The 26,156-nt window shown below is 47.7% G+C and carries 24 protein-coding genes and 1 other RNA gene; 1 reads left to right on the top strand and 24 read right to left on the bottom strand.

The features are described from left to right. Positions 1-188 precede the first annotated feature (188 nt). The 24 genes from HMPREF1647_RS01845 to HMPREF1647_RS01725 all read right to left on the bottom strand — a co-directional run bounded on the left by HMPREF1647_RS01845 (position 189) and on the right by HMPREF1647_RS01725 (position 24,937). A complete protein-coding gene (locus HMPREF1647_RS01845) occupies positions 189-1,877 on the bottom strand; it encodes a flavodoxin family protein (protein WP_035431563.1) in 1,689 nt (562 codons plus the stop codon). Next, positions 1,858-2,424 (bottom strand): PadR family transcriptional regulator, encoded by a 567-nt coding sequence (locus tag HMPREF1647_RS01840; RefSeq protein WP_262363782.1) that lies wholly within the window; start codon positions 2,422-2,424, stop codon positions 1,858-1,860. Before HMPREF1647_RS01840 ends, HMPREF1647_RS01845 begins: the two co-directional genes overlap by 20 nt. Before the next feature lie 180 nt (positions 2,425-2,604). Beyond that, entirely contained in the window at positions 2,605-3,471 is an 867-nt protein-coding gene (locus HMPREF1647_RS01835) for an MBL fold metallo-hydrolase (RefSeq protein WP_035431561.1), read from the bottom strand. A 453-nt stretch (positions 3,472-3,924) separates the two neighbouring features. Then, positions 3,925-4,953 (bottom strand): restriction endonuclease subunit S, encoded by a 1,029-nt coding sequence (locus tag HMPREF1647_RS01830; RefSeq protein WP_081933300.1) that lies wholly within the window; start codon positions 4,951-4,953, stop codon positions 3,925-3,927. Further along, complete coding sequence (locus tag HMPREF1647_RS01825) at positions 4,940-6,772, bottom strand: HsdM family class I SAM-dependent methyltransferase (RefSeq protein ID WP_035431559.1); 1,833 nt, start codon at positions 6,770-6,772, stop codon at positions 4,940-4,942. Before HMPREF1647_RS01825 ends, HMPREF1647_RS01830 begins: the two co-directional genes overlap by 14 nt. Before the next feature lie 273 nt (positions 6,773-7,045). Then, entirely contained in the window at positions 7,046-7,264 is a 219-nt protein-coding gene (locus HMPREF1647_RS01815; RefSeq protein ID WP_156095535.1) for a hypothetical protein, read from the bottom strand. A 596-nt stretch (positions 7,265-7,860) separates the two neighbouring features. Next, positions 7,861-8,228, bottom strand: a transfer-messenger RNA (tmRNA) gene (gene ssrA / locus HMPREF1647_RS06915). 181 nt (positions 8,229-8,409) lie between these two features. Further along, positions 8,410-9,084, bottom strand: a complete 675-nt coding sequence (locus tag HMPREF1647_RS01805) for a YoaK family protein (RefSeq protein WP_262363781.1) — start codon at positions 9,082-9,084, stop codon at positions 8,410-8,412. 189 nt (positions 9,085-9,273) lie between these two features. Continuing rightward, entirely contained in the window at positions 9,274-9,411 is a 138-nt protein-coding gene (locus HMPREF1647_RS01800) for a rubredoxin-like domain-containing protein (protein WP_035431550.1), read from the bottom strand. Positions 9,412-9,668: 257 nt separating this feature from the next. Further along, positions 9,669-10,151, bottom strand: coding sequence for an SsrA-binding protein SmpB (smpB, locus tag HMPREF1647_RS01795; protein ID WP_035431549.1), 483 nt, complete (start codon positions 10,149-10,151; stop codon positions 9,669-9,671). Positions 10,152-10,153: 2 nt separating this feature from the next. Next, a complete protein-coding gene (locus HMPREF1647_RS01790) occupies positions 10,154-11,089 on the bottom strand; it encodes a tetratricopeptide repeat protein (protein WP_035431546.1) in 936 nt (311 codons plus the stop codon). An 81-nt stretch (positions 11,090-11,170) separates the two neighbouring features. Next, complete coding sequence (rnr, locus tag HMPREF1647_RS01785) at positions 11,171-13,183, bottom strand: ribonuclease R (RefSeq protein ID WP_035431544.1); 2,013 nt, start codon at positions 13,181-13,183, stop codon at positions 11,171-11,173. A 239-nt stretch (positions 13,184-13,422) separates the two neighbouring features. Further along, a complete protein-coding gene (locus tag HMPREF1647_RS01780) occupies positions 13,423-14,670 on the bottom strand; it encodes a metal-dependent hydrolase family protein (RefSeq protein ID WP_035431542.1) in 1,248 nt (415 codons plus the stop codon). A gap of 136 nt (positions 14,671-14,806) precedes the next feature. Then, positions 14,807-16,249: an APC family permease gene (locus HMPREF1647_RS01775; RefSeq protein ID WP_035431540.1), complete on the bottom strand. Its 1,443-nt coding sequence runs from the start codon at positions 16,247-16,249 to the stop codon at positions 14,807-14,809. A gap of 224 nt (positions 16,250-16,473) precedes the next feature. After that, positions 16,474-17,322 (bottom strand): LysR family transcriptional regulator, encoded by an 849-nt coding sequence (locus HMPREF1647_RS01770; protein ID WP_035428405.1) that lies wholly within the window; start codon positions 17,320-17,322, stop codon positions 16,474-16,476. 197 nt (positions 17,323-17,519) lie between these two features. Then, entirely contained in the window at positions 17,520-18,455 is a 936-nt protein-coding gene (gene ftsX, locus HMPREF1647_RS01765; protein WP_035431537.1) for a permease-like cell division protein FtsX, read from the bottom strand. Continuing rightward, positions 18,433-19,461 (bottom strand): cell division ATP-binding protein FtsE, encoded by a 1,029-nt coding sequence (gene ftsE, locus HMPREF1647_RS01760; RefSeq protein WP_035431535.1) that lies wholly within the window; start codon positions 19,459-19,461, stop codon positions 18,433-18,435. Before ftsE ends, ftsX begins: the two co-directional genes overlap by 23 nt. A 230-nt stretch (positions 19,462-19,691) precedes the next feature. Further along, positions 19,692-20,342: a beta/alpha barrel domain-containing protein gene (locus HMPREF1647_RS01755; RefSeq protein ID WP_156095534.1), complete on the bottom strand. Its 651-nt coding sequence runs from the start codon at positions 20,340-20,342 to the stop codon at positions 19,692-19,694. 72 nt (positions 20,343-20,414) lie between these two features. Beyond that, positions 20,415-21,311, bottom strand: coding sequence for a dihydrodipicolinate synthase family protein (locus HMPREF1647_RS01750; RefSeq protein ID WP_035431533.1), 897 nt, complete (start codon positions 21,309-21,311; stop codon positions 20,415-20,417). Between the two features lie 38 nt (positions 21,312-21,349). Then, positions 21,350-21,958: an SIS domain-containing protein gene (locus tag HMPREF1647_RS01745; protein WP_035431531.1), complete on the bottom strand. Its 609-nt coding sequence runs from the start codon at positions 21,956-21,958 to the stop codon at positions 21,350-21,352. A 56-nt stretch (positions 21,959-22,014) separates the two neighbouring features. After that, entirely contained in the window at positions 22,015-22,614 is a 600-nt protein-coding gene (locus HMPREF1647_RS01740) for a hypothetical protein (protein WP_035431529.1), read from the bottom strand. A gap of 99 nt (positions 22,615-22,713) precedes the next feature. Continuing rightward, positions 22,714-23,907 (bottom strand): PTS ascorbate transporter subunit IIC, encoded by a 1,194-nt coding sequence (locus tag HMPREF1647_RS01735; RefSeq protein ID WP_262363780.1) that lies wholly within the window; start codon positions 23,905-23,907, stop codon positions 22,714-22,716. 275 nt (positions 23,908-24,182) lie between these two features. Next, positions 24,183-24,482, bottom strand: coding sequence for a PTS sugar transporter subunit IIB (locus HMPREF1647_RS01730; protein WP_035431527.1), 300 nt, complete (start codon positions 24,480-24,482; stop codon positions 24,183-24,185). Then, positions 24,482-24,937: a PTS sugar transporter subunit IIA gene (locus HMPREF1647_RS01725; protein WP_035431525.1), complete on the bottom strand. Its 456-nt coding sequence runs from the start codon at positions 24,935-24,937 to the stop codon at positions 24,482-24,484. Before HMPREF1647_RS01725 ends, HMPREF1647_RS01730 begins: the two co-directional genes overlap by 1 nt. Before the next feature lie 380 nt (positions 24,938-25,317). Here HMPREF1647_RS01725 and HMPREF1647_RS01720 point away from each other — a divergent pair, with 380 nt between their 5' ends. Beyond that, positions 25,318-26,100 carry a DeoR/GlpR family DNA-binding transcription regulator gene (locus HMPREF1647_RS01720; protein WP_035431523.1) on the top strand — a complete coding sequence of 261 codons (783 nt, stop codon included), beginning with the start codon at positions 25,318-25,320 and terminating at the stop codon, positions 26,098-26,100. Positions 26,101-26,156: the final 56 nt, after the last annotated feature.

Genomic DNA, 26,156 nt, shown 5'->3' with positions numbered 1-26,156 from the left:
AATTCTTCAGCAGAACCTACCAAAGCCGCGCTATTTCGTGCGCCAAGCCTCAAAGCCAACGCTAACACGCTGCAGAATCATAATCACCCGCATATGAACTACCTCCCATTTCTTGGACATAAGAAATGGGAGGTAGTTCAGTACTGGCTCTCTTTTGATGTGTAGGAGTTTGTAGTGGATTGAGCTGCTTACTTTCCACTTGCCATCTTAGCTGGATACCACTTTTGGAACCAAGCCGTAAACAGACCCATTCCAATAGGAACCAGGTTGTTCACGACAACCAAAATGCCGCCCACTCCATTTTGAACTGCAAACCAACTCCAGATGGCAGTTAAAACGTACATAGCACCCCAACAAGCAGCCAAAATATAGTTTGTCTTCATGAACAGCGGATTGTTGTAAGCACTATCTCCACCGTAGCTGTACTTAACGTAAGCAGCGCAGAGAGGTTCTTTAGTCAGGCACGAGGCCAACCACATAAGACCAAAAGCCAGGTAACCCAAATTGACAATCAGGTTGCTGTCGCCATTTCCGCTCATAAAAACGCCTGCAGACAATGCTCCGACCAGGGCAAATGAGATTCTATCCCAGATGGTGAACTTGAAGTTCCTCATAATCAGCGGCATCAAGGCAGTAACAAGCAGCACAATCATGGCGCCAACCTGAGAGTCAAACGAGGTTGCAGTCCAGAAGGTAATCCAAGGGAGCAGCATTGTAATCATCTGCGGATTTTTCCGTGCGTTGCCGGCTTCTTTAGCCGACGCGTCCTGCGCAGCTTTAGTTGAACTACCAGGCGTTGGACCAAAATACTTGTCCCAATCAATCATGAAGGAAAAATCGCCCTCAACGGTATACAGATGCTTGCCCAGCGCCTCTGGTCCGCTAATCTCGCCACGAGAAATGGACTGCCACACCTCAAATGGAGTGTTGAGCTTTGTGGTGGTAGTGAGGCTGCCGTCAGTAAAGACCCTGCTACCGTCTTTGCCCAGCAGAATCTGGTAGCTACGTCCAAGATCGGTGTAATTCATCTCAAGCACGCGATCTTTTCCGTCGTAAGCCGTCTTGTCGTACAAAGCCGCCATCTGGGAGGTGAAGATATGGTCAAACGGTAGCTGCTCAACGGGTTTCTCGCCAGCGTTTGTGTTGCTCTGAGCGCTTGTATCACGAGAAATTCCCCAGCTTGCGTCCGCCATCTGCTCAAACATTTCTTTTGGATACAGCAAAACTTTGAGCTCGGCCCTTGTCTGGTTAGAAATGCCGCCCTGCGCATACTCAGTACCAGCCTTTTTGACAAGCGCAAGGTACCGGTCGGTGCGTGCGGAAAGCTCTTTTACGCGGAAGAGCTCGCCCTGGCCGCAGAAAATGCTCTCGTAGTTGCCCTGGCCAAGAATGTGGTCAAACATCTTGGTAACGCTATCGTAGTTGCCCTCTGACGAATAGAATCCGCAGGTAGAGATAAGAACGTGCTTCTTGCCTGTCATGTCATAGCGAGACTCATGCGCACCACTTCCATATCCCCTGTTTGCGTCGCTCATGAAGGGCAAACTCATGGGGAGCTGGCGATCAATAAGGTTCTTCAGCAGTCCAGGTACGTTGAAGTAGTAGAGCGGAAAACTCCAAATAACCAGGTCAGCCCAGAGCTGCTTTTGGATGACGGTTTCTTCATCGTCCGACATAATGCACTGGCCAGGCGTGTTTTTCCAGCAGTGAAAGCAACCCTTGCATGGTTTGATGTCCATAGCGGCAACGTTGAGCTGCTCAACAGTCACGTCTTCATTTGCGTGCTGCTCAGAGACGCCCTCGATAAAACTCTTAGCAAGACGCAGAGAGTTGCTAGCTTTGCCCTTGGGGCTGCCGTTAATGAGCAGAATGTTCATGGTGTGCCTCCAGTTCCTTCATGCACTTCTCGCTCCATGCTCTAAGCATTTCCTCGTGCATCTTGCCGTACTCGATAGTAAATTGCCAGAACAACGCCTTCTCTGGATCACCCATTTGCACTGCGTAAGCGGCCACCGCGCCAGCTGCCAGCTCACTTCCACCAGGAAACGAGGAGGCGTTATCTGCGATTCGTTTGAAGAATGCAAGGTTTTCCTCGTAGGAACACTCGCCCCTAAAGAACGTCTGCATCAAAAGCGGAATGCGCAGCACCGAGGACTGAGAGTCTTCCCTCAGCCACCTCTGCAGCTCTTCTTTGCCGGCTTCAGTTATCGAGAAAACCTTTTTATCCGGCTTCCCTTTTTGAGCGACGAGCGTTGCGGTAACCCAGCTGTCTTTTTCTAGCGACTGCAGCTCTCTATAAATCTGGCTTGTCTGGGCGGTCCAGAAGTAATTAAGCGACTGTTGAAAGATGGTTTTAATCTCGTAGCCGGACATATCTCCATAATTCAAGAGACCAAGAATTCCCTGCTTGAGCAAATCTCTCATCTCCTTATATTCCACTTGTTGAATATCTTATAACGATAGTAGTTCCACTTGTGGAATATGTCAACGAGAAATTCTAAAAAACTTTAACTATTTTCTGGCTAAAAAAGACTCTGCCATTTCTGACAGAGTCTTGATGCAATTTTGACGTAATTCTTACGGAATACTGACAAGGTCCTGACGCTATCGATTACACGGAAGAAGTGGCGTGTTCACCGCGTTTTCGCGTGTGTCGTCACGCTCGTCATATGCGTCGTAGGGAGCTTTGGGGTCATGAACTTTGACTGGTTTGTTGACGTTACACACCTCATCGGTATGAGCAAAAACAAAGTTGATGTCGTCTGCCCAGCCTGTATGCCCGGTGATAATTTTAGGATTAAGTCCGCGCTCACGCAGAATGCCCTCTAGCCTTGCAAGCGATTCAACAGCCAGTTTATTGTCTTCTGCAAGCTTATTGATAAAGCTATACCCGCCGTCTGCGCCAAACCAGATGGTATCGGCAGAGAATAAATACTCGTCATCAATCAGATACACCACGTGACCCCAGGTATGACCAGAAACCAAAATTGTTTCGATTTTAATGCCATCAATTTCAAACACTTCCCCATCATGCAGAAGTTTCTTTTTATTTGGAATGATCACCTTTGGCAGCTTGAACCAGCCATTCATTACACGGCGACGAACTTCTCCTGTTAAATACCTGTTTTCAACATCGCCAATATAAACCTGCGCGTGGCTGAAAAGCTGGTCACTGTCCGCCTCAATTGCGCCAATATGATCGGTATCTAGGTGAGTGATTAGAATATGCTGAATATCCTTAGGGTCAATTCCCAGCCAGTCCATCTTTTCTTGCAGGCGATCATAGCTGTACCCTGCGTCAATCATGATGGTAGTACTGCCTTTAGTGTAGAAGAAAATATTGGCCACATACTCACGTATGCACCTCACGTGCTCATCAACGGAACCCGTATTAAGGGGCTTAAATATCTCTTTGCCACGATACACCCACGACATCAGCACCTTTTGAAACTTTGAAGCGCTCTTTGACATTGCTTCGCCTCGATTCTATTTTCCATTCACGTCGTCATTTGATTTGAAAAGCAATCCACCAACGCTATGGACTATACGTGCAGAAAATGGTGTCTGAACTTGCCTTTTGATGTTTGTTAGATTTTGCTAACTAAATATTACCCCTCAACTGCCCGTAGCCTATGACTTTCCGCTAAACGAGTAAAAAACAAACGCCAACGTAAAAATAAATCCTGAACAGCAAAAGCCGCACTCCAAATACATCGGAGTGCGGCTCTTTTGCAGACGTGCAACACAATGTTGCGTTTAAAAAATACTCATGAATCACGGGGTTTCTCGCCATTCATGAGTAACGAATGTATGGTGGAGGAAAAGAAGTAATAGTAAGTTGTCGCGAGGTTGTTTTTGTTCTGCTTGAATTTCTGCTGCTTATCTGACTTTTTTCACCTCACACCCAAGACTTTCGTTCAGGTATTAGTAATAGTTCTTACGACAATATCTACTCAGTTTCTCAATATTTGATTTTGCATCCTGAGTAGCAGCCTGCATATATGAATCCATGTACGCCCAATCTGGATTGCCCTTACTGTCGATTGGGAGCTTGATACAATCTTTTTTCATGACCTTCAAACGCCATTTATCGACAAATGCGTAACGTCGCCCAACAGAACGAATCAATGGTGCGATAAATAAACCAATATACTTGTTCATCTCGAATTTTGGATATAGCACATTTACATCATCTGAAGCCCAAAAAGGCTCATCCTGATAAAATGTTTCACCAACACTGCCATTATAACAAACCGTAATAGTATTAGCTGGATGCAATTTCTCATCATTCTCGATCTGCATTGTCATTCCATTGCACATCGCCGATGATCCAATAAATCTATTTTTACCTTCCCTCATATTCGCTTTTGTTAGACGTGTGCCTTTCACAACTTCAAACAACTTGCCAATCTCAAACTCTTTCCAATGCGATATATCGACAACTGCCTTGTTATTATCGATAAGCCTCAAATTTTCAAGATAGGTCTCAGATTCCCTCATAACTTCCTCCATGAAGAAATCCACATATGCCCAATCGGGATAACCATGAGACTCAATGGGAAGCAATACCGATAGACTGTCTGCGTCAGACTGTCTAAATTGCTGTGTATAAGCATATTCAACGGAAAGTTTTGCATGGAGGCACGTCGCTATAAATAACTTCGCATTTTCAGAAATCTCATTATTCACAAAGAAATATACGTTGTCATCGCCAGAGCATGGAATAGGTTGAAAGAAGCAATTACCAAACATATCAATTGTTATTGCTTTGTTATAAACAGGCCTATCATTCCCAATGTATTGACTTATTCCTCTGTCTTTAAACCCTGCTGTAACAAAAGGAATACTACCATCAGTGCGTTGTACTTTATTTAGTCTTTGTCCATGATAATTAACAAAACCAATTTTTGAAAGCAAAAACTCTTTCCATTCACTCGTATCAATCCTCATCATTGCTTTCACGGCCTTTCTTCAGGCTTATTACCACATCCGATTCATCAGCACTGACACAGCTCGAATACAAAGCCGTGTCGAGTAGTTTCTCCCCAAACAACTTAACATCAATGCCTTTCTGAAACATCAGATAATCCATCGCCGTCTTTCTGAAGTCTTCTTCAAATATCTCGAATGGCTTATGTGGAACCTGATAGGACAGATTTTCATCAGATTTCACCCACTGGCAAGTGTCATCACCCGACTGTTTCTCGACGACATCTACCCAATAATCCTCAATGCCAGCCCATTTACCATAAACATCATGACGTCCCTTGTTCTTAACCGTCGCAAGCCCGTCAGATGCCATGTAGCAGGCAAACACGTCCTTCCCATCTTGTGCAATTCCTGCCTCAAACACAAAAATCGAAGTAGTAACCCCAACATTAAAGAACAAATCCTCTGGTAGCTTGATAACCTTCTTTAGACGATGGTGTGACAGAATTCGCTTCATCTGAGCTTTTGACACCTTTTCAAGCTTCTTATCTGGAAGTATAAAGGCGCACATCGTATGTGCTGATACGTTATCCAGCACATTCTCAACAATCTTCATGCAACCGTACTTGATTTCATATGGAGGGTTCATCAGTACTTTTGTGATATTCTGCTTTGCAATCCACTGACCTGCTGTCTCGGTCCTCGCATCCATTTGCTCAAGATTAGTCTTGCCGTCTTTGTGAATCAGCATGTTTGCACACGCAAGCGCATAAATCTCACGGTCGAATTCAATACCGTAGAGCTGGGATTGCTTAATTTCCTTCGCCTTATCGGTCTGCGCTCCACCTGCCTCACGAATCATGTTTGCCATGGCTTTGACCAAAAAGCCTCCAGAGCCGCATGTAGCATCCAATACCTTATCATCTTTGTCGACCTCAAGAATCCGATACATGAAATCTGTAATGTGCTCAGGCGTAAATACTTGTCCAGCCTCTGATTTCTTCTTGTAACGGTTAAACTCGTTGAAGAAGATGCCCATGACATCCTCGCCCCGCCACGCATCTGAATTTAGACAGTCAGAAATCTCTGTCACCCACTCAATAAACTGCCCAATCAAGTCCTTAACGTGCTTCTGTTCCTTTTCATCCTCACTATTCACGTTAAGATTCATGCGAATTTCAGAAAACACGTCAAGAAGAAGCTCAAGCTTTTGGTTCTGTCGTTTATCTCGAATCAGCGCCTTGCTGATGGAAGACTGGATAGCATTCGTGAATGTCGAATAATCCATGCCCTTGACCATTAGGGCGTCATATCGCTTCGCCACAAGTGCGCAAGCCGTGAAAATCATACGGTGATACAGGTTCTTGATACCAAACTCGAAATGCAGGCAGTCGTTAATCTTCGCAGTTAATTCATAGATATGTTCTTTATCGATATGGTCAACTTTAAATAAAGCCGTATAATACTCAACGTTATGAAGCACCTTTGCTCCATCACCCTCATATTCATCGATTCCCTTGAACACTCGCACGTCATCGCCGTTATATAGAATGCCTACAACATGCTTATATTGCTCTTCGATGATTCTGACGTTCTTCAGAACTTCGTCTACCTGCTTTTCTCCAAGAACAATCTTAGATGCCTTTGTTTCAAGCACTACAGCCGTGTCTGCATGATTATCCGGCAGATACCAGCCGTCCGGCTTATCTGCCAGACCTGTAAATCCAAGCTGATTAAAAGTCGTCAGCTGCCCAACACCAGAGCGCACGCCTTTTTTATCCTTAAATCCGAGAATGTCGCGAGCTTTGTCACGCACCGCATCTTCAGTCAAATTCTTCGCCATTACTAGTTACCTCTTTTGCTGTAAAATCCCTGCTCCTCTAAAAACGGGTTGGAAGCTCCCTTACCACGGGAGTATTTTTTGTATTGTTTCCAGGCAATACAGCCCCAGCGCCTTATGCAGCTCTGGCTCAACATAAAATTGCAAGAAATTCGTGTCCTTGGACGTTCTCAATTTTCCAGTCATAAATTCCTCCTAGACTAATTTACATAATTACATAGTATTATGCTTACATTGTCCCTTAAGGCATATACGAGTTCACTATATCTAACTGTTTTATTTAAGCATGCGAATGAGATTGTCTTCTATAACTCGGCCTTTCACCTGCATGTGTAAAGCACCACCTGTTTCGACACAACATAATCTGATGCAAGTTTCCCTGAGCCACACTAAAAAGCTAAAATAAGCCACCCCTTTATTAAAAACAATTTTATACTCACGACCGATATTATCTATCGTATCTGTATTAATATCAGCCTTATAGATGCCCGACATTGAACTTATCACTCATCTGTCTTTTGTCGACTTGATTTTCATGATCTACGGCGCAATTGACGAAATAGAGTCTCTTCTCCTCATTTCCACATGGTCCAGCATAACTCAATGAGTCATCTTCCGATTAGTTTACGCTCATCCCACATCTTCGCCATGTATTCCTCTTTAATTGTACTTCGAATCATCTGGACGAACATATTGTCCAACATGTACTCAAAAGCTTCTTGATCTTTCTTTGCTTCGCAATCTTGAAACGTTACATCAAGACATAAAGATTTTGATACCTTGTGACACCTCAATTCGTCAAAATACTCTCCGCCAGTCTTGAACTAAATACGTACCTTGTTCACATCGGCTTGCAACTTATCCATATTCCGTTCTCTATGCTGTACTATGTACTGCAGACGCCGTTATATGTAACATCGTCTCGTGAATCAATCTTCTTACTAAGATACTGACCCACAAAGCTTCCATAATGCCTCTCAACGTGCTAAAGATTATCCTTGAAACAAAAAACGAGGGCTGCGTTAGCAACCCTCGAATCTTTATACAGCGCAAATTCATTTCTCACGAAAAAAATTCAACGCTTTCACTTATGGTGGAGGTGCGGAGAATCGAACTCCGGTCCAAAGCAAATCCTAGGCAGGTGTCTCCAAGCTCAGTTACTAATTAGATCTCAAGTACCGCACACTTAGTAACAGGCGTTTGGTACTCCAGTTGGTTCAATCTTTTTGTAAGGCATACCAACTACGTCCTTACAAGCATCTCCCTAAAATGACGTCACCCTGAGAACAGGAGAAAATCCCAGTTAGACGCGCTGAACTAAATTAAGCAGCGAGAGCCATACGAGGCTCAAAAGTAAGAGTGTTGTCAATTCAATTTGACGTTACCCCTGTTTTACGTGGCGAGGAGACCACGGCTTGCTGCCCACCGCAAACTCACCTTGTCGAATCCAGTCACCCCCAAAAATGAGAGAAACTGCCACCATGCAGTTTTCAATGTTCCTGAATTGTGTGCGTAAGTGACGCTACACACAATTCAAAGTGTAGAGAGTATACCCCACGAACTGCCATTCTTTCAAAAAAAGATATGACTATTTTGGGAACGGCTTACTTTGTGGCTTACTTTGCGGCCTGCTTAACGGCTTACTTTGCAGACTTACCGTGAGCTTCTAGAACTTGTTTCTCGCGATCAATAAACATGATGAGAATAACCACGAGAAGCGCCGCAGGTGAGAGCCAAATCATATGAGTTCCCAGCAGTGGAATGAGCAAGTTACCCACTACCGCACCAGCTACAAAGCAGAAAATAGTTCCAAAATAGAGCAGCGATGTCTCAATGTGAGATGAATCGTGAGTGTGCATATACGCTGCAATTTCTTGCGTTCCGCCGCGAAGATTACCAATACACATGGTGGTGGCAAACGCATGCCCGTGAAGCTTTCTAAACGCCTGGACTTGAATGCCGCATGCAAGTGACGTCAAGCTGTTTGCCAACAGATTCATGTCTGTTGGCAGCAAAGAAACAACACCTAAGAGCACAATCTCAACGATAACCGCCAGCTGTCTCCAGTGCAGATGTTCTTCTCGCGCAATGGCTCGTATGGCATATGAAAGCGCAATACCTATGGCAAATGCCAAAATTGGAAGGGCGTATTTGAGACACTTTTCAAACGAACCGCTTGTCAAATTAATACCAAAAAGCAGTAAGTTTCCCGTCTGAGCATTGGCAAAAACACCGCCACGTACCAGGTAGGAATAGGCGTCCATCACTCCGCCCGAGAAGGCCAAGAATGCTGCAACTTCCACCGAATCTGACATTTGTAACGCGTGCTTCAAGACTACTCCAACCATATGATGTGAGTTAAAACGCGAATCATGCAGGCGTATACGAAAAGCGATGCAGGTTAAATCCTACATCGCTTTTACGATTTTGTTTGGGTGATCATCAAAGAGGTTACCAACGTGCAATCTTGCGCGGATAACCTATCCGACTAATTTGTGGGGAGTTTACTCCTCGACGAGCTCGAACATCTCAGGACCAACGCCGCAAACTGGGCAAACATAGTCCTCAGGAAGCTCTGGAGTGTCAACCTCAACCTCATAGCCACAAACGGTGCAAACAAACTTGTAAGTAGTCTCTGCCATTTTTATTCCTCTCTCCAAGCGCTTACGCGCTTTTCCTTCTATTCGCGCATTTAACGCGGACGGCAACTAACCGTGGCCCTTATCCGCGGTTAAGTGCTCATGCAGATAGTAACAAATCTTGAGTGATTCTAAAGCATTATTCCGAAAATAGGAATGATTCTCATAAAATTCGCACGAAATTTTTTGGCGAGAAGTTCGGCGTGCTCCGAGCGCCAGCCGCTTCCGGCGGTACGCTCGCGTACGGCAGCGACGCACTACTAGCGGCTGCGCTCCTTGAGAGCTCGCTGAATCTCGCGGTCAGAATCACGCTTGGCTGCAGACGCACGCTTGTCGTAGAGCTTTTTACCCTGCGAAAGCGCAATCAGCAACTTGACGCGGTTATGCTCGTCAAAGTAGATCTCAAGCGGAACCAGCGCCAAGCCTTTCTGGCGAAGCTTTGCGTCAAGATAGTCAATCTGCCTGCGGTGAAGTAGCAGCTTGCGCTTTCTATCTGGGTCAACGTTCCACACGCCACCGTTTGTGTACGGGTGCAGGTGCATGCCGTGAATCCACGCCTCACCATCGCGAATGAGGCAGAACGTATCGGTCAGCTGGCAGCCACGCTCACGCAGGCTCTTGACCTCGGTGCCAGTAAGCACCAGGCCACACTCAAAGGTCTCGCCAATCTCGTACTCATGACGAGCAGAGCGATTACGTGCGATCGACTTCTTGCCCTGTTGTTTTCCCTGGGTCTCGGCCATACTTACTTGCCTTCCCCATCCGAAGTTTCTGCTGCATCGGTTTTCTCGCCAGATGCATTGCCTGGCGCGTCAGCAGATACAGGATTGCCGCCCGCGGTAAAGCCCTCGGAGATTGCGGCGTCGCGGACAAGCTGCAGAAGCGTAAGAGCTGCCTGCTCGCCCACAAGATCGCGAGCGCGAATGGTCATCTCAGTTGCAGTAGCCCTGTCGCCCATGGCGGCGCAATCCTGCGCACACATCAGCAGGCAAACCGCAATCTCGGCGTTGGCGCCTGTTGGCAGGCCCTCTGCCTCAAGCAGGTCATTTGCCTCTTCGTCGGTAAGACCATCAGGATCTTTAGGGGTGCCTGCAGCCTGGTCAAGAGCGGCCTCAAGCGTGCTGTCTTTAACCTCAAAGCGACGAGCAGCCCTCAGACATGCTGCAGCCTGCTCAAGCCTACCCTGAGCCTCAAACCACGCAGCAAAGTTCAAAAACGCCCTGGTCAGATGCCTTGCCTCGCTTGCGCGCTCAAAGACGCCAAATGTCAGGGCAATATGCTCACGAATATCTCCTGCAATCTTAAACAGGTCAGCCAAATCAAGCCTAAATCCGCAGTTCATTGGGTTCCAACGAATGGCAGTCTTCAGCGCATTCATGGCGTTTTCGTAATCGCCAGTACGTACGTAAGCCATTGCAAGGTCTCCGTACAGCCGATCAAACGGCTCATGAACGTCCTCAAGCTTGCGAGGGTCGTTCTCCACGCGCCTATACGCTAAGCGGTCAAATAACGTTGGAAACGCAAAATACTGCAGCTCATCTGTGGTTTGGCAGTTGCAATCCACATATTCCTCAGCGTCTTCAGCCAAACGAAGCAGCAGCTCAAGGGCCTCTTCATTCTGGTCCTGCATCATCATGCCTTCAGCGCGCATCAGCTCATCTGAAAGTGCCGAAAGTGCCATCTTACTCACCTATCATTCAATATCAATCATGCAATCATCTGTGCGGGCGCTTCATAAACCCGCACGTAATCTACGTGCTTATTATTCCACAAGTGCCAAATCAATCTGACCACGAGCCACATTTACGCCAGAAATCTTCACGCGCACACGTCCACCAATGCGATACGTTTTGCCTGTTGATTCCCCTATCAGCGCCAGAGTCTCCTGATCATACACGTACCATTCGTGACCCAAATCCCTCACGGCGAGAAGCCCGTCAGCGTAGGTATCATCTATCGTAATGAACAGGCCAAAGCGCTCGCAGCCGTCAATGGTTCCCCACGTTTCTTCTCCCAGACGGCTCTGATAGTACTCAGCCAGCTTGATCTTTTGCGTCGCACGAGCTGCTGCGTCTGCCTTGCGCTCCTGCTCAGAGCAGGTGCTGCAGATATCTGGAAGGGCGCTGAGCTCTGCATGAGACGCCGTCTGACCGCGAAGCAGACGCTTGAGTGCGCGATGAACTATCACGTCGGGATAGCGCCTGATTGGCGAGGTAAAGTGGCAGTACGCATCCGCCCCTAGGGCAAAGTGCCCCTGGTTTGTTGGCAGATAGATAGCTCGTTTTTGGGCTCTAAGCAGCTGCGCATTTACCACACGAGAATAACGTGTGCCGTGGACTGACTCCAGCGCTTCTTGCAATGCCGTCTGATCGCCAATGGCAATGCGTGATGCAACATCTGGCTCAAGTGCGCCCATCGCTACAAGCGGAGTAACGGCAAGCTTAAGTGACTCTGGAGAAGGCTGCTCATGCACGCGATACGCCGACTCCAGGTCATGCTGGCTGAGCATGTGCGCGACGCTCTCATTGGCTGCAAGCATTGCTTCCTCAATGAGCCCCGTTGCTTGAGTGCGCTCGCGCACCGACACGCCAATAGGCTTGTTATCCTGGTCAAGCACTACGCGCGTCTCTACGCTTTCAAAATCTACTGAGCCGCGTTTCTCGCGAATCTCTTCTCTCAGTGCTCGGATTTGATTGAGAACGCCAATCATTTCTTTGATTGCGCCGGCATCGTCCTCAGGCACAGCTGAGTCAAGTGCTGTAGCGTCTCCTTGCAGATAGCTATCTACCTGGTCGTAGCTGAGTCTTGCTCGTGAGCGAATGACGGAATTCATAGCAGTTGCGCCAAGAATCTTGCCCGAGCTGCTCAGCTTCATCTTTACCGACATGGCCAGCCTATCTTCAGCTGGTCGCAGAGAACACACGTCATTGCAGAGCTTTTCTGGCAACATGGGCAACACGCGGTCCACTAAATATGCCGAGCAGGTGCGCATGCGAGCTTCCAGGTCAATGGGAGAATCCCATTTTACGTAGTGAGCCACGTCTGCAATATGAACCCACAGCTCAAAGCCGCCATCTTCAAGCTTGCGCGCACCAACGGCGTCATCAAAATCTTTAGCATCTGCGGGGTCTACGGTGATGCACAGCTCTTCTCGCAAATCGTGTCTTGAAGCGTCTTCTGCAAGGGCTTTATCTGCGTCAACGGAGATTTTCTCGGCTTGTCTCAATGCCTTGATAGGAAATTCCGTTGCCAAACCATACGAAGCAATAGTTGCCTCAACGTTCATGTCCAGATCTTCGGCTGATCCCACGCGGCGCTCGATAGTTACTACAGCAGCGCTTTTACGTGTTGGATACTCTGTAATGCGCGCGACAACCACGTCGCCCTCAAAAACGTAATGACGTCCTACAGAAGGGTCTTCTGGAAGCACAAAGAAATCTCGCTGGATGCGACTATCCAGCGGCACCACAGCGCCAAGTGGACCGGCGTCGTGGTAGATGCCCAAAAACGTCTGAGTAGCTCGCGTAAGCACAAAACGCACGTTTGCCAGAGGAGTCTTTCCCTTGGCCGAGACAAGCGAAACCTGGACCTCGTCTCCATGCATTGCCTCATGAATCCCGTGCTTGGCCAGCGCATACGTACCCTCAGGGGTGCTTACGGTAGCAACTCCTGGGCGAGAAAGACTCAGCGTGCCTGTAAGCAACGCCGATGGTCGCTTTGAGACTTTTGCACGTCCCTGACGACGGTTTCCTTTATGTATGCGTTTTCTAGCCAAAAATCCTCCTGTAGGTAGAAGCCAGCGCCTTTTGCGCTGACCCAATGAATCTTCTGATATGTACCCTAAAGTGCCTTGTGATAGACGATGTCCAGATAAGGCGAGAAGTTCCAAGGACCCCGCTGAGCATATCGACGGGTTGTCGCGGCCCTCAACGGGTTTCTCGCCATCCCTGCACACACAAAAAGAGCCCCTATGCAGAGACTGCATAGGGGCTCCAGAAGGGATTGGTTTACCTCTTAGAAGGTGCCGCGAATAACCTCGCTGCCTTCCTTCATGATAACTTCCATGTTATCTGGGGTAAGGTCGCGGATGTTAGCAGCAACGTCGCCCTTGACAACCAGGAGGTCAGCAAGCTTGCCAGCCTCGAGGGAGCCAAACTCATCCTCGTGGTGAACCATCTTAGCGCCGTTAAGGGTAGCAGCCTTGATGGTCTCAAGAATGGTGACGCCAGCCTTCTCAACGAAGTCATACATCTCGTCGATGGTGACCCAGCCGTAAGGAGTTACGAAGCTGAAGGAGTCGGAGCCGATGGTGAGAGTGACGCCGCGCTCGTTAGCAGCACGGAGGTTCTCGTATGTACGGTTGAGGCCCTTCTCAACGACGGTATCGCCTGGGAATGCGTCAAGCTCTGGAGTCCACTCTGGTGGATAAGTTCCGTACCAAGTTGGCAGGAAGCCGATGGTAGGAGTGAAGAAGGTGCCCTGCTCGCACATAAGATCCATGGTCTTTGCGTCAAGCTCGAAGCCGTGAATCATCTGCTCGCAGCCGCAACGGACGGAGTCATAAGCTGCGGAGAAGCTGTTGTAGGAGTGTGACCAAACAGGAATGCCAACCATTGCTGCCTCGTCGCAAACTGCCTTGATCTCCTCGTAGCAGTAGTGCTGATCGCGACCGGAGTCCCAGTGCCAAATGCCGCCACCGGTTGCCCAAATCTTGATTGCGTCTGGGTTCTCACGAAGACGACGACGAACTGCCTTACGAAGATCCCAAGGACCGTCTACCTGGTCGCCCCATGGGTGACCATTCTTGGAGATCTCCTGTGGGAGCTGGTGGCAGTCACCGTGACCAGCAACGCGGCAGAAGCCAAGGCCGGTAGCGAAGATACGTGGTCCCTCCATGACGCCCATGTTGACGAGGTCACGAATTGCGATACCATTGCGGCCAATCTCGCAGACGGTGGTAAGACCATGGGAGAGAGCGTCCCAGGACTGCTTGACTGCGCATGCCTGCTTCTGAGCAACGGACTCGATAACCCAGTCGTTATCGTTGTCGGTTAGGTTGCCGGAGAAGTGCAGGTGGGTATCGATAAGACCTGGCATAATGGTGCGGCCCTGGATGTCACGGACCTCATAGCCCTCTGGAACCTCAGTGCGAGGACCAGCATAAGCGATCTTCTTGTCGTCTACGAGGACAAGAGAATCCTCAACAGGAGCGGCGCCAGTGCCGTCAACGAGCTTTCCGCCTACAAAAGCAATCTTACTCATTTCTTTCCCCCTCTAGTAAATGATAAATACTATCTTTTTGCGCCCACCCTTTTTGGGCGCAAAAAATCCAAACTAAAGAAACAAATAACGTGCTTAGTTCAACGTACCGATGAAACCTTTAGAGCTTGCAAGCAACTTATGCTGCTGCCTTCTCAGACTGACGACCAAAGATCATGAAGATGGCCATACCAATAACAATCCAAGAAATGGTGATGATCCACTCAACTGGCTTCAGTGCTGCAGGACTGAAAGGAACAACCATCAGACCGATGATGATGCTGCCAGCAAGAATTGCAGCAAGGATACCTGCGATACCACCGTTGACCTTGTAAGGACGAGGCAGGTCTGGCTCGGTCTGACGCAGGCGCAGGCAGGCAACGCCAGCCATGGTGCATGCGAAGATGAAGCCAAGAGAAGCAACGTTGGTCAGAGGAACAAGCATGTTGCGGCCGAGGAATGGACCAACAAGGGTCAGGCCAGCCATGAACATGTTTGCAGTCAGAGGTGCGCCAGACTTAGGGTCAATCTTTGCGAATGCCTCTGGGAGCATCTTCTTACGACCAAGAGCGAGCATCAAACGAGTTGAAGCACCAAAGAAGGAGTTCATTGGGCCCAGAGGTCCAAGCGTTGCAATGATGAGCATTGCAATGTAGAAGAACAGGTTGATGCGCTCGAGAACTGCAAGTGCAGGAACAGAAGACTTAACAAACTCGTGCCAGTCAATCATGGTTCCGAATGCATAGATGCAGATGAGATAGAAGATACCAGATGCCATAAGTGCAAGTGCAGGAATGATGCCAAACTTCTTCCAATCAAGGTCAGCAGAAGCCTCTTCTGCCTGCTGTGGAATGGTGTCAAAGCCAGCGTAGAAGAATGGAGTCATAACAAGTACTGCAATGATGCCACCAAAGAAGCTGGTAGCCTTTGTGCCCTCGCCACCTGCAACCTCAGTTGCCTGGGAGAAGACGGGGAGGCCGTTACTTGGAGAACCAGTTGCAAAGGAGATAACCATTGCAAGGATCATACCAGTCAGCAGGGCCTTGGTAAGGAAGCTCGAAAGCTTAGCTGCTGCGCCAGCGCCCTTAAAGTTAAGGAAGATGACCAGGATAGCAAAGCAGAGAGCGATGACTGTTGGCCACAGGTAAACATCTGCACCAAGAATGGTGTAGAGCTTAACGGACCTCAGCCAAGAAAGAATAGGGAATGCACCAAAGCGGTCGGTGAGAAGCGTGGAAATAGCAATTGCCTCCCAAGGGCACAGTGGAGCGTTACCCAGAAGGAGCATCCAGCCGGTAAAGAAGCCCATTGGGCGGCCGAATGTCCTGTCGACGTACTCAATGATGCCACCAGAAATTGGAATAGCAGCAGTAAGCTCGCCAAAAACACATCCAATTGGTACAAGGAAAATTGCGCCAATTGCGAATGCAATCATCGCGGGGAATGGTCCTCCACCAAGAACCATCCAGTCGCCTACCAGGAGCACCCATCCGGTACCAATGATCGCACCAAATCCGATGGTAAAGAAGTTGAATAGACTCAACGACTTTTGCATCTCAGGTGCCTCGGCATTTTCTGCCATGTCCCACTCCTTCCCGTAATTACTCGGACGAAGAACTTGATGAGACTATGTTTGCATCTGAAGCCATTTGAAAAAAGAAGTAGCGCCCTCTGGGCGTCAGATAAACCCGTAAGCGTAAAGGCTACAACCGCGAGCGGTAGTTAAATCTTTTTACATCTTTACCAAAATCTAATAACAGTTATGCAATTTTCAAATAGTTAACGTACACAACTATGCATCAATCTTTAACTCAAATACTTTAAAAACTCTTCTGTAGTACGCGACATCTCGCCTTTTACACGATGTGTAATAAAGACATTACGATGTACGGGAGTCTCCAGATGATGTACGTCAATATCAAAATTTGTACCTTTTGTTGCCTCAAGTGGCAACAAACTTACACCAAGACCTGACTCTACCATGGACATAATGGTGAATGAATCCGATGACGCAAACGTCATGCGTGCGTTTTTGAGTTGCTTCTGAAGCAGAGGAGCCGTCTCAATATCAACAATAAAGGGCTCTTCAATAAGACGCTTAACAGGAATTGTCTCAAGGTCCTTCTCGTAATGTCCCTTTTGAGAAACAACAATAACCTCATCATGATCAAATAAAGTTGAAGTAAATCCCTGCTCAGTTGCGCGGGTCATAGTAAAACTAATATCCACTTTACCCTTGCTAATAAGACGCAGGGCTTCGCCGTAGGTGCATTCGATAACTTCAACTTTGATGTTTGGATGGTCAGTCATGTACTTCTTCAGATGGCCAGGCAGTGCTCGTGAAAGAAAGCTCGAAGGCGCCGCAATAACAAGGTTGCCCATCTCAATGGCACTGACGCGATTCACTTGATTGCTCAACTTGCTGTATGCCTGGCACACCTCTTCTGCAACAGGCAAAAGCGTCTTTCCCTCAGGAGTCAGACTTACATAGCCACCATGCCTGTTAAACAAGCGGACATCCCACTCTTTTTCTAGACTTGCCACCATGCGACTAATAGACGACTGAGTGCATCCCAGCTCTTCTGCCGCCACCGTAAAGCTACTGTGATATGCCGCGGAAGTAAAAGCCTGGAATTTGTGCAGGTTGGTCTCCATACTTGGCCCCTATTCAAGTACGTGGCCTAACAATTCACCCTTAAAAATATCATTCTACCTGCAAATTGGTAAATACCGTTTAACGCAAAAAGACCCCGTGAACGGTATTCACGAGGTCTTACCTTGCAATCTTTATGCAAAAAACTTTCTTAATTGATACTTCACTTTGACAATTGAAGTACCAGGTTGCTTAGTTGCTATGCCTTCAGATAGCGGCCCATAGCAATAGCAGAGCCAAAGAGTCCCAAAAGCAAACCTAAGAGCAACAGAAGGCCACTCATACCCAGCATGACCGTTGTTGGAATAGCAAAGGTCAAGAAGGTCATGCTTTCTGCCATAACCGGGAGAAGCATGTGGGCTCCAACAACCAAAACGACAATGGCGAGAAGAGCACCGATAAGAGCCTCAAGCACGCCTTCCATAAGGAATGGTCCGCGAATAAAGCCGTTAGATGCGCCAACCAGACGCATGATGGCAATCTCACGACGACGAGCATTAATAGCAAGGCGAATGGTGTTGTTAATAAAGACAAAGGCAACAAACACCAGAAGTCCGACAAGGCCAATAGCGCCAATACGAATGTATGCTGTTACGCTAAACAGACGCTCAACGGTCTCGCGACCATACTGAACATCGCCAGATGGATTGCTCTTATTGTCCGCAATAGCTGCAAAAGATGATGAAGAGGCAATACGCTGGGCAACGTCTTGAACATCCTTAGGATCCTTGAGTTTGATCACAAGAGATGCAGGAATTGGATTCTGGCCATCAAGAGCAGAAACCGCATCAGAAGCATTGCGATAACTCATGGTGGTGCGGTACTCCTCAAGAGCCTGCTCTTTGCTCTTATAGGTTACAGACTCAACCGTATCCCAGCCTTGAACCTCTTGCTGGAAAGCGGTTACTGCGGCCTGATCTGCGTCATCCGAAAGAAATGCCTGGATAGTAACGCGGTTCTCGACACTTCCTACCATGTTCTCGATAAGAGCGGAGCCAAGAATAAACAGGCCGATGATAAATAGTGATAAGAAGATGGTTACGATTGCACCAAGAGCGGTAGACCAGTTCCTTCTAAAGTGGCTTCCGGCCTCATGCAGAGAATATCCAAAATTAGAGAGCCCCATAGTAGCCATAGCCTCCCTTCTCCTGGTCGCGAACAATGTGACCAGCCTCAAGTGCAATAACGCGCTTGCGCATAGAGTCAACCATCTCGCGATCGTGTGTTGCCATTACAACCGTAGTGCCCGCACGATTAATGCGGTCAAGAAGCTTCATGATGCCCAAAGAAATTGCTGGGTCCAAGTTACCCGTAGGCTCGTCGCAGATAAGCAGTGGTGGGCGATTAACCATTGCACGAGCAACAGAAACACGCTGCTGCTCACCACCGGATAGCTGATCTGGGTAAGCGCTCATCTTTTGACCAAGGCCTACCAGACGAAGAACCTCTGGAACCTGAATATCAATAACAGGACGAGGCTTGCCAATGCACTCAAGTGCAAAGGAAACGTTCTCATAGACGGTCTTATCGGGCAGAAGCTTAAAGTCCTGGAAGACGGTACCAATCTGACGACGCAGATAAGGAACCTTGGAGTTACGCATACGCGTAAGGTCCTGACCAGCAACAATAACCTGTCCGTGAGTTGCCTTCTGCTCACGCGTGATAAGACGCAAGAGAGAAGACTTGCCAGAACCAGAGTGTCCAACAACAAAGACAAACTCACCTGGATAGATGTCAGTGCTGATGTTATCTAGTGCTGGACGGTTTGGCTGTGATGGATACACCAGTGAAGCGTTCTTAAAAGAAATGGTTGGAGTACCAGTGCGCTCTACCTTAGGTGCATCTTGAGCTAGATCTGCAAAAAACTTTGCACGATCAAGAGGTGCCTGCTCAGGGTTATTTTGCTGCTCAGCGGTAACTACATGCACAGCTTCAGCGCCGGAAGCAAACGGATCAGATACAGGTGCTGCAGGATCAGCAGCCTGGGCCACTGGCACATCAGCAGAAAAGTCCTGGGTTTCAACTTGATCAGCTACAACATCTTGCTGGTCAAGCTGGTTAAAATCATCCTGAGAAATTACCTCAAAACGATCATCAAACGAGGACTCCTGTTGCTCATCAGTGCGAAAATGATTAGCCACAGTTGCTCCTTTTCTTACTCCGAAGAGACAGATACAGAATTTATTTTACCAAAAGTGCAGGTATGTTATACGTCACGCAGTTCATCCACAGAAAAACCGCCTCTTCTTTTCAGAAAAGGCGGTCTAAAAATCGCGAGAAAAACGCTGTTGTACGTTAGCTGTGCGCAAACTGTGGGTTAGTTACGCGCTTGGCAAGCGCTTAGCGTGCACTGACACGCGTCTGCACGTTCTTATGCAGTCTGCATCTTTGCACGTGTCTCATCAATGATGGCACGTACCTTAGCTGCGTTAGCGGCAATCTCCTCTTTTGAGCCCTTAGTAAGCAGGCTTCCCATGCCGCAGCAATCAACGCCTCGCTCAAGCCACTCAGCAAGGTTGTCAAGATTAATGCCGCCAGAAGCCATCAGAGGCATCCAAGGAGTTGGAGTCTTAAAGAGGTTAACCAGCTCAGGACCATAGACGTTAGAAATTGGGAAACACTTAATAAAGGCAGCGCCCATCTCAAGACTGTGGTTTGCCTCGGTCATAGTAGTGCAACCAGGTGCGTAAGGAATCTGATACAGGTTACACATACGAGCAACCTCATCAGAGCCGCAGTTAGCAACAATGAACTGAGCGCCAGCCATGATAGCAAGACGAGCAGTTGTTGGCTCCATAACGGTACCTGCACCAACAATCATCTTGTCGCCAAGACGCTCTCTAATTGCAGCAATAACCTCGCCTGCGTTTGGCAGGGTGTAGCTAATCTCCATTGCATGAACGCCGCCTTCTGCAAGACCCTCAGCAATTTCAATACCACGCTCAACTGTTGGGACGCGAACAACTGCAAACGCACAGGTATCCACCAGTGCCTGAGAAACAGCAGCTTTCTGCATCTTCATATACAACATCTCCTTGTAAATGTATCTCGCTCTTCCCTATTGAGCTGGCGAGAAACCCATCATTTTTGATTCTTAGTTATGAGCAATTCCGTAATGATCAAGCATTGCATAGATCTTCTCGTCAACACCCTCTGCAACCTCGGTAACGGGGAAACGAGCAGGACCAACAGGGTATCCAGCAAGCTCAAGAGAACGCTTAAGCGTCTGAGGGGTGCTTCCAAGGTGAAGGATGTCGCGAATTGGCTCAATCTCTGCCTGCAGGCGAGCTGCTTCCTCTACATTTCCTGCCTCAAGAGCTTTCCAAAGGTCAACGACAACCTTGGTAATAAGGTTTGCGGTGCCTGCAATAGTACCCTGAGCTCCAAGAGCATGAGCCTCAGAGATCTTTCCGTCAGAGCCAACAAGTACGTCTACGTCGTGACCAGCGGCAGCGTCCAGATAATCCTTGAGGTTATCAATGTTGCCGGAACTGTCTTTAATACCCTTGATGTTCTCAATGGTTACCAGCTGCTCAACTGCCTCTTTAGAGATGTTTTTGCCGGTACCCTTAGGAATGTTGTACAGAAGGACAGGAATCTTTACGCTTGCAGCAACAGTCTTGAAATACTCGACCAGCTGCTGATCAGAAATGCCCAGGAAGTAAGGGTTGATGACAGAAAGTGCGTCTGCACCAATTGCCTCTGCTTCACGGCTCATGTAGAGAGCCTCTTTTGTTGAGCAAGCGCCGGTTCCTACGTAAACAGGAAGACGACCCGCGGTTTTCTCGACAATAAACTTAGAGAACTTGATTTTCTCGTCAGGGTTGCAAACGTGGAACTCACCGTTAGAGCCAAACGTAAAGATGCCGTCAGCGCCCTCGGAGATAAGCTTTTCTAGAAGCTGCTCAGCTGCTTCGTAGTTAATAGACTGCTCTTCGTCGCGGTTAAACGGCGTGACCATAGGGACAATAACGCCCTTAAATGTTGACATGCAAACTCCTCTGTACGTATTGTAGTGTTTATCTGGGGTTATTTGCCCTCGCGAATGGACGCGCCAAGAGCTCCACCGGGATGCCACTTAACGTACTGCTCTGGGTTAAGGCCATACTCGTTTTGAAGCAGGATAGAGAGGCACTGGAGCTCCATAATCTCAGCCAGAATCGAGGCGCGTGGAGGCTTGTTCATGGAATCGCCCTCCTGCTCAACGCCTGCAATAAGGGCAACCTCTGCCTCGTTTGCCAGCCAAGAGTTAGGATTTCCGGTCAGTGCAATAATGCGCACGCCAACGTTCTTAAGACAGGTAACAGTGGCCTTGAGCTCGCCTGTCTCGCCGGAGTTGGAAATAGCAATGACTACGTCACCAGGACGAGTCTGACCAGCAGATCCGTGAACACACTCAGTGCCGTGAAGCTCATAGGTTGGAGTTCCGGTTGACGAGAAGAGCGATGCAGCATAACCAGAGACGTGACCTGGCTTACCAATACCGGTTACGTGCAGGCGGCCGCCCTTTGCCTCTGCGTCTAAAATAAGCTTTTTAGCTGCGGAGAGTGCGTCAAAATCAATGCTCTGTACGTACTGATGAAGGGACTTTCCCACAATGGAGAGAAACTCCTGAACCTGCTCTTTTTCAGTTGCCATTACAACTCCTTATCTGTCTGTGAGTCCAAGCTCAAAGACACTTACTGCACAATGAATTAACGCGTCTCTTTGACCTTATGCTGAGCCATAAGCTGCTCAATCTGCTTCTGAATTTCATCAAGCGTAGAGGCCATAAAAGGACGGTTGATGTCTACAAATTCAAATCCTGAAGGATGGCTTACCCAAGCGCCTTCAAAAAGTAGGCGAAGTGCTTTGCCCTGTCGGATGAGTTTGTAGCTTTTAATCTTGGTATAAGGAACGACAAGTGCTTTTCTCTTGTCGGATTTTGCAAAGATAAATACGTGTTTCTGACCAAAATCAATAACATGAATACCACTGGCAAAACGACTAAAACGCTTTCCCATGGCTCGTGATGCAAACCACGTAATGGTGAGTCCTGCAATAACACCAACAAGACCCAAAATATTGCCGCTTACATTGGCGTAAACCCAAAAGAAAAATGTCAGAGCAAGAGCAGCAAACGCCAGGAGCAAGTACAGAATTCCCTGAACCATCAAACGAGTTCTATCTTCAAGAACTTCTAGAACTAACTGATCTTTGGGAAGCTCTGGAGCAGGCTGTTTGTCAACGCTGAGGCCAAACATATCGCCAAGCACTGACTCAGTAACACTTTTGTTGTTCTTCTCGTCTGCCATGTTTTTCCTTGTTGTGAAGCTTTTAAAAGGGCGCCCGCGGGCTTTCCACGAGCGCCCTAAGAAATCGTAGAGCTGAGTAGGTACTACAGAAATCTAGGCTTAGGCAAGACCAAAGAGTGAGCCGATGCCGTAGATGATAGAACCAACGATGTTGTGGTCAACGTTAGGGAAGGATGCCTCTGCAATTCCCAGCTGAGCAAATGCAGGATAGAGAATCAGAGGACCAGCGGTCAGAAAGATACCAACCAGGAAGGAGCCAAGAAGAGCACCGCGCCATCCGCCATAAGCGTAACCACAAACGCCGCAAGTACCACCAGAGAAGAAGCAGATGCCTGCTGCAGGAATCATGATGGTTGGGCTGTGGAATGCAACCATAAGTGCCATTGCAACAAGGCCGCCAAGGAAGGAGCCAATGAAGCCGATGATGACAGCGTTTGGTGCAAATGGGAAGATTGCAGGGCAGTCGACTGCAGGGCGTGCATCTGGAATAAGCTTCTCGGAGATACCGACAAATGCAGCGGTAATCTCAGCAATGAACTGACGGACGCCGTAAACAAGAACGGACATACCAGCAGCAAACTGAAGGCCAGCAAGGAATGGCCAAATCCACCACATATCGTTACCAAAGTAGCTGGTGAATGGCTTGTTGTTTGCAAGAGTGTCGCCAAAGTGACCGGTGACAAGGCATGCAATAGTAACAACGTAGAACAGAACAATCATGAAGAGAGCAACGGAGAAGACAAAGTCCTTGAAGAGCTTGAAGAACTCTGGGAGCTCCTTAGCTTCCTTCTCGCCCTCCTCCTCGTTCTTCTTAGCAAAGAGCTTTCCAACGTAACCGGAGAATGCATAACCGATGCAGTTGAAGTGGCCGATTGCGATGGAGTCTCCACCAACAAGCTTGTTTACGAATGGCTGGCACAACGAAGGTAGTGCAGTACCGCAGAAGCCGAGGATGACACCACCAAGAACAATGGTGACCCACATTGGGAGACCAAGAGCACTGAAGACCAGTGCGAGTACGCAGGAGAAGTACAGGAAGTGCTGACCAGTCAAGAAGACGGACTTGAATGGGGTAATCTTGGCAAACACAAGGTTCATGATGAAGCCAAGGACCATTACAAGAGCAACCTCAGTACCATAGGTGTTCAGTGCAAGAGCAGTTGCGACCTCAACCTGGGTTACAACGCCCTTAACAGCGAATGCACGACTAAACATGTCGCTGAGGATGTTGACCTGAGCGGACATAGCGCTAAAACCAATGTTGAAGATTATGAAGCCAATAATGGTCTTCACAGTTCAGGAGGAGACGTCCACAGCGGACTTCTTCTGCAGCAAGAGGCCGACAAGAGTAATAATGCCCATGATGACGGCTGTATCTCTGAGCTGCATGAGAATTGCATTGAGTATGCGTAATCCCTTTCAGCAAAAAACCGACGAACCTACTCAGATAAGTTCTCTAAATCAAGTGACAAGTACCTCTTGTCAAAGGTTTGGCGAGAGCTTCTCGCCGAAGGCAACTCATATTGCGTAAGACGAGAAGCTCCCGCCAAAAAGATACAAAGGGGAGCTTATACGTTGTGCTCTGCGAGCCAAGCGGTGAGCTTTTCCTTCATCTCTGCCTTGTCAACAATGTTGGTAATACCAACTGCAGAAGGAACGCGATCGTCAGCGTTGAGCTCATCGGTGAGGTCAGGCATGGTGATGACAAGATCGCCATTGAAACCAATCAGGGAATCCAGATTACCGTGCTCAGTCTCGATTGGAAGATCATTCTCTTTGATGACCTGGTCAATCTTGATCTTGAGCATCATGGAAGAACCCATACCTGCACGGCAGCAAACCAGTGCGTGAAACTTCTTATCAGCCATTACAACCTACCTTCCTTTGCGTGGACAAGGTCCACAACATCTTTTGGTGACTGAGCTTTTTCAAGCTGAGCAAAGAAATCTGGATCGCTCAGCAATTCAACAAGAGACTGAAGGGCACTAAGGTGGCCTTCACTATCTTTTGCTGCAAGTGGGAAAAGAAACTTAACTGGATCGTTGTCTTTGCTGCCAAACTCAACAGAATCCTTAAGCACGGTAATGCCTACTGCAGGCTCAAGTGTGCCGGACTCAGGACGTGCATGAGGAAGGGCCACATGCTCGGTAATAACAATATAAGGGCCGAGTTCGTTGACACCTTTAATGATGTCATCAACATAGCCCTCAGTTACTTTTTTGTTATCAACGAGTGGTTGTGCAGATTTTCTAATTGCATCTTCCCAATTAGAAGCTACAACATTGAGCTGCACCAGATCTTCGGTAAGGAGATCACTTAACACAGCACTACCTTGCCTTTCTCTTTATGAGACACATTGGCTCAAAGCCGCCTCATGACAAGTCTTAATAACTTGATAATATGCCACGAAACGTTCTTAACTTCAATCAATTTTACTCAAACAGTAATCAAAGTTGTTCATATTTTTTCAGCGCATCTTTTGTTCATGTAGCTATACAAATGTTCATGTTTTTATGAACGTAATTGAAGCGCCTTCTATTATCCCATGTAAAATTTATATGTTAAATTTTTTATAATCTAAAACATTCATATATATTCACACTATTATTTTCCGAAATATCTTGATATGCTTCTTCTGATGTTCTATTTTATTGATGAATGAACATTCAAAGAAAAAATGTTGCTCATAAAGGGAGGGCATTTATGAAAAGGAGTAAGGCTTACGTAGATTCGCGTCGCGAGGCAATTACTGAGCTGCTAGAAAAAGAAGGACAGGCAAGTGTTTTAGAGCTTGCTGATCATTTTGAAGTTTCTTCTTTGACTATCAGACGTGACCTGGATTTTCTTGAGAAGCGCGGCATCCTGACTCGTCAGTATGGTATTGCTACCCTGATTAATCCTTATGGTCGTCCTTCTGGCTCAAGGCAGATTCGCTCTAACAAAGCAATTGCCCGCGAGGCCGCTCGCTACGTTGAGGATGGTGATTGCATCTTCATCAACACCAGCTCCGTTGCTCTTGAGATGCTTGAGTGGATTGATGCTCACGACGTAACTGTTGTTACTAACAACGGCAAGGCGCTGTTGCTTGAGAACATCCACGATCTTTCTATCATCCTTACTGGTGGTGACATCCGTCCTCCACGCGCTTCCATGACTGGTGATACCGCTCTTGAGTGCATCCAGCACATTACTGCTGCTAAATGCTTCTTGGGCTGCACGGGTTTCTCAGGAGAATTTGGTCTTACTTCTGCAACATCCCCTGAGCCAGCAATTAACGCTCAGATGCTCAAGCGCTCTAGAAAGCACTATGTTGTTGCTGATTCTTCTAAGCTGGGCACTACTTCCAACTTCCAGTTTGGTTCTGCAGAAGACATTGACCTGCTCATTACTGATACAGGTGCAACTGACGAGCAGATCAAGGAGCTCAAAGCCGCAGGACTTAAGGATGTTGTCTGCGTCACTCCTTCTATTCTTCCTGCTAAGTAAGACTTGCGTTTTATTATTATTTAAGCGAACACAAAATGGCGGCCTTTTACAGGCCG

Origin of the sequence: Lancefieldella parvula DNF00906, assembly GCF_000758945.1 — a bacterium.
In the GTDB taxonomy this organism is placed as follows: Bacteria; Actinomycetota; Coriobacteriia; order Coriobacteriales; family Atopobiaceae; genus Lancefieldella; species Lancefieldella parvula_C.
Note: the sequence above shows the minus strand (reverse complement) of the source record. Positions and strands in the feature narration are given on the sequence as shown.

Bases quoted from the DNA above. Each gene is read 5' to 3' on its own strand.
- HMPREF1647_RS01815 (WP_156095535.1), bottom strand. From the start codon at position 7,264: ATGTCGGGCATCTATAAGGCTGATATTAATACAGATACGATAGATAAT.
- HMPREF1647_RS01740 (WP_035431529.1), bottom strand. From the start codon at position 22,614: ATGGCAGACGAGAAGAACAACAAAAGTGTTACTGAGTCAGTGCTTGGC.
- HMPREF1647_RS01840 (WP_262363782.1), bottom strand. From the start codon at position 2,424: ATGAGAGATTTGCTCAAGCAGGGAATTCTTGGTCTCTTGAATTATGGA.
- ftsX (WP_035431537.1), bottom strand. From the start codon at position 18,455: ATGGCTACTATGGGGCTCTCTAATTTTGGATATTCTCTGCATGAGGCC.
- HMPREF1647_RS01790 (WP_035431546.1), bottom strand. From the start codon at position 11,089: ATGGCACTTTCGGCACTTTCAGATGAGCTGATGCGCGCTGAAGGCATG.
- HMPREF1647_RS01835 (WP_035431561.1), bottom strand. From the start codon at position 3,471: ATGTCAAAGAGCGCTTCAAAGTTTCAAAAGGTGCTGATGTCGTGGGTG.
- HMPREF1647_RS01730 (WP_035431527.1), bottom strand. From the start codon at position 24,482: ATGGCTGATAAGAAGTTTCACGCACTGGTTTGCTGCCGTGCAGGTATG.
- HMPREF1647_RS01825 (WP_035431559.1), bottom strand. From the start codon at position 6,772: ATGGCGAAGAATTTGACTGAAGATGCGGTGCGTGACAAAGCTCGCGAC.
- HMPREF1647_RS01845 (WP_035431563.1), bottom strand. From the start codon at position 1,877: ATGAACATTCTGCTCATTAACGGCAGCCCCAAGGGCAAAGCTAGCAAC.
- HMPREF1647_RS01745 (WP_035431531.1), bottom strand. From the start codon at position 21,958: ATGGCAACTGAAAAAGAGCAGGTTCAGGAGTTTCTCTCCATTGTGGGA.
- HMPREF1647_RS01800 (WP_035431550.1), bottom strand. From the start codon at position 9,411: ATGGCAGAGACTACTTACAAGTTTGTTTGCACCGTTTGTGGCTATGAG.
- HMPREF1647_RS01805 (WP_262363781.1), bottom strand. From the start codon at position 9,084: ATGTCAGATTCGGTGGAAGTTGCAGCATTCTTGGCCTTCTCGGGCGGA.
- HMPREF1647_RS01720 (WP_035431523.1), top strand. From the start codon at position 25,318: ATGAAAAGGAGTAAGGCTTACGTAGATTCGCGTCGCGAGGCAATTACT.
- HMPREF1647_RS01775 (WP_035431540.1), bottom strand. From the start codon at position 16,249: ATGGCAGAAAATGCCGAGGCACCTGAGATGCAAAAGTCGTTGAGTCTA.
- HMPREF1647_RS01755 (WP_156095534.1), bottom strand. From the start codon at position 20,342: ATGAAGATGCAGAAAGCTGCTGTTTCTCAGGCACTGGTGGATACCTGT.
- smpB (WP_035431549.1), bottom strand. From the start codon at position 10,151: ATGGCCGAGACCCAGGGAAAACAACAGGGCAAGAAGTCGATCGCACGT.
- HMPREF1647_RS01780 (WP_035431542.1), bottom strand. From the start codon at position 14,670: ATGAGTAAGATTGCTTTTGTAGGCGGAAAGCTCGTTGACGGCACTGGC.
- HMPREF1647_RS01830 (WP_081933300.1), bottom strand. From the start codon at position 4,953: ATGATGAGGATTGATACGAGTGAATGGAAAGAGTTTTTGCTTTCAAAA.
- HMPREF1647_RS01770 (WP_035428405.1), bottom strand. From the start codon at position 17,322: ATGGAGACCAACCTGCACAAATTCCAGGCTTTTACTTCCGCGGCATAT.
- HMPREF1647_RS01750 (WP_035431533.1), bottom strand. From the start codon at position 21,311: ATGTCAACATTTAAGGGCGTTATTGTCCCTATGGTCACGCCGTTTAAC.